3 protein-coding genes are annotated in these 3329 nt (G+C 75.5%); 1 reads left to right on the top strand and 2 read right to left on the bottom strand.

Translation table 11 applies throughout. From position 1 onward, the window contains the following. Positions 1 to 279: 279 nt before the first annotated feature. On the bottom strand, positions 280 to 885 hold the full coding sequence (locus HCN56_RS20670; protein ID WP_167973343.1) for a maleylpyruvate isomerase N-terminal domain-containing protein: 606 nt from the start codon (positions 883 to 885) through the stop codon (positions 280 to 282). Between the two features lie 206 nt (positions 886 to 1091). Between HCN56_RS20670 and HCN56_RS20665 the strand changes: the two genes are divergently transcribed. Further along, a complete protein-coding gene (locus HCN56_RS20665) occupies positions 1092 to 2357 on the top strand; it encodes a right-handed parallel beta-helix repeat-containing protein (RefSeq protein ID WP_167973341.1) in 1266 nt (421 codons plus the stop codon). Between the two features lie 66 nt (positions 2358 to 2423). Here the strand turns inward: HCN56_RS20665 and HCN56_RS20660 are convergent, their stop codons facing one another. After that, positions 2424 to 3224: an ABC transporter permease gene (locus HCN56_RS20660; protein ID WP_167973339.1), complete on the bottom strand. Its 801-nt coding sequence runs from the start codon at positions 3222 to 3224 to the stop codon at positions 2424 to 2426. Positions 3225 to 3329 lie beyond the last annotated feature (105 nt).

Raw genomic sequence — 3329 nt, 5'->3', positions numbered from 1 at the left:
GCCTTCGGCGGCTCCGCGCGGCGGGGCGGGCGGGTCGGTGGGCGGTACCCGGCCACCGTAGCCCGGTGGGCGGCGCGGACGGCGGCACGACGCCGGAGCACACGGAACCGGCGGACGCCCCCTCGGCGGGTGTACGAGACCCCGTGTCGGATCGGCTCGCGGCGTCGGACGCGGTCAGCTGCGAGGCCGAGGGGCGCCCTCGTACCGGGCTGGTTGCGGGCGCCTCCGAGAACGCGGCACCGGGCCGCAGCCGGGGGCGCGGGGCCCACACGCTCTCGCTCAGCCGCGGGCCGCCCGCCACGCCCAGCTGGTGCGGCGGGGGCGTCCGGGCAGCTCACCACGACCGGTGCACCACAGCAGGACCGCGGCGGGGTCGCCGGCGCCGGTGGGTGCGTCGGGGAACAGCCGGTGCAGGACGGCGGCGCACAGCTCCGGGGGCGGTTCCCACGCCGGCTGCAGCGTGCGGGTGATGTCCCAGGTGTGGAGCAGGGTCTCGGCGGTGCCCATGGCGGCGAACCCGGCCGGGTCGCACGGCCCCCAGTGCCAGGCCCGGTCTCGCGGCGAGGACCGGGCGAGGGCGGCGAGCAGCAGCACGCCGCAGGCATCGACCACGCGCAGCACCTCGGCGGGCTCGGTGGCGGCGGGCACCACGAGGTCGAACGCCAGGTACCGGTCGCCCGGCAGCCCGGCCAGCTGGCCGGCGTAGGCCGCGAGGTCGTGCGCCAGGTGGGCGGCCGTCTCCCGGCAGCTCCAGGTCAGGCTCCCGGCGCGGCGGTCCCAGTCGGCGCCGGCGTGCGGCCGCAACACCCGCGCCGACGCGGCGAGGGCTTCGGCGAGGACGTCGGCGGGGGCGTCCGCGAGCCGATCGGGGGCGGGCTGGTCCATGGAAGGCGACGCTAGGGGCGGCTCCGGGGAGCCGCAACGGTTTTCCCGCCCGGGGCGTTGACGTCCGGTCGCGGCGGATGGACACTCTCCGCACTCAGCAAGCGCTTGCCACGGACGACGGCGGCCACCCCCAGGGCCGCGGCGTCCCGCCGCCCAACGGTGGCGCATATGGGAGCGCTCCCAACTCCCCCACACGGAGTGATCGCATGCACCCGGACCACCCCCGCTCCCCCGCCCGCCGCCGGCGTCGTCGCGGCGCCCTCGCCGTCACCGCGGCCGCCGTGCTCGCCACCGCCGCCGGCACCCTGGCCGGACCTGCGGTCGCGGCCCCGGACCGGCCCGAGGCGGCTCAGGCCGCCGGCGCCGCGGAGTTCGCGACCACCCCGGACGACGCCGCCGACCCCGCCGGCACCGGCGGAGTCGTCCGCCCGTTCGCCTGCGGCGACGGCTCCTTCCACGCCGAGGCGGTCCGGGAGGGCAACACCTGGCGCGCGCCGGGGTACAGCGGCCCGGACATGCTGGCGGCGATGCGCGCCGCCGTCGGCAGTCTCGATCCCGGACGCACCACCGCCCAGCGGGTGGTGGTCCGCGGCTCGGGCTCCGTCCCGGCCAACCAGTCGCTCGACCTGCCCAGTCACACCTCGCTCGACGTCTGCGGCACGCTCCAGGTCAGCGGCACCGTCGCGGCCAACCACGCGCCGATCCGGGTGCGGAACGCCACCAACGTCACCGTCGGGCATCTCGCCATGACAGGGCATCCCTACTTCGGCGTCTTCGTCCGCAACGCCACCGGGGTGACGCTGGGCGCGCTCGACCTGCGGCTCTCCGGAGGGCTGGGGGTGCGGATCGACAACCACGGCGACCGCTCGGTGCGCACCCGGAACGTCCGCATCGACAACGTCTTCGTCTCCGGGACGGACAACCACGGGGTCGAGACGTACGGCGTGGACGGCCTGACGGTGGGGACCGTGACCGCACGGAACACCGGGTACAGCGGACTGCTGCTCAACGACACCACCAACGCCACCGTCGGCCGGGTGGACGCGGTGGGCGCGGGGACGGGGACCGGATACGCCGCGTTCCGCATGGCCAACCGCAACGGCCGCGTCGGCAACGCCTACCCCGTGAACATCCGCGTCGGGGAGGTCGTGGCCCGCGGCGGCGGGCGAGGGGTGTTCTGCGTCTCGGAGAGCGGCGGCGTGGAGATCGGCCGGGTCGACATCGCGGGTACCGGCAACAACGCGATCCTGATCGAGAACTGCTACAACGTGAACATCGCGACCTCCGGCGGGACCGTCTCGGGCCCCGGCGACGTACGGATCGCGTCGCGGGCGGAGTTCGCGGTCACGCGGGACGTCACCCTCCAGAATCTGACCATCCGTGACTCGGCGCTGCGGGAGAGCCCCTGCGGGACCGCGATCACCTACCGAGACCTGACCCTGCAGAACAGCAGCCGCTCCACCTGCAGTTGAGCACGGCCTGCCGTCCGTCCCGGCATCCGGGCCGGGACGGACGGCGGTCGGCCCGAGCGGGTGGCGTCAGCCGCGGGTGATCCGCCGGTAGCGACGCACCGCCAGCGCCATGAAGACGGCGGTGATGACGGCGGTGCACAGCAGCGAGTAGGGCAGCGCGTTCCGCACCGGCCAGGCGTCGCCCGGCCCCAGGCCGGCCGGCGGCACGTTGCCGAACAGCTCGCGTGCGGCGGTGGCGGTGGCGGAGACAGGGTTCCACTCGGCGACCGTCCGCAGCGGTCCGGGCATCGCGGTGGGCGAGACGAAGGCCGAGGAGACGAAGGTGACCGGGAACAGCCAGATCAGCCCGGCGCTCTGCGCCACCTCGACGCTGCGCGCGGTGAGCCCGATGGTGGCGCCGACCCAGGACATCGCGAAGGCGAAGAGCAGGATGACGACGAACCCGAGCAGCACGTGGTGGGCGGGGGCGTCGGTGCGCCAACCGACGAGCAGGCCGCACAGGGCGGTGACCGTCAGGGTGACGGTGCTCATGGTGAGGTCGGAGAGCGTCCGGCCCAGGACGACGGAGGAGCGCGGGGTGGGCAGCGAGCGGAACCGGTCGACCAGCCCCTTGTGCATGTCGTTGGCGAGCCCCAGCGCGGTGAAGGCGGCGTTGAAGGTGACCGCCTGGGCGAAGATGCCGCCCATCAGGTAGACGCGGTAGTCGTCTCCGCCGAGGCTGCCGCCGAAGACGTAGGCCAGCAGCAGGACGAACATCAGCGGCTGGACGAGTGCGGCGATGACCGAGCCGGGGGTCCGGCCGAGGTTGAGCAGGTTGCGCCAGGCGATGATGCCGGCGTCGCGCCCGGCGAGGGTGAGGGCGGTCATCGGCGCTCCCCCGCTCCGCGCCCGGCGGGGCGGGTACGGCGCGGGCGGTGGGCGTGCCTGCCCTGGCCGGGTGGTCCGGCGGGCGCGGGTGGCGGGGCGCCGACG

Source organism: Streptomyces lonarensis (assembly GCF_012033735.1).
GTDB lineage: Bacteria > Actinomycetota > Actinomycetes > Streptomycetales > Streptomycetaceae > Streptomyces > Streptomyces lonarensis.
This window is presented reverse-complemented; position numbering and strand designations above follow the sequence as displayed.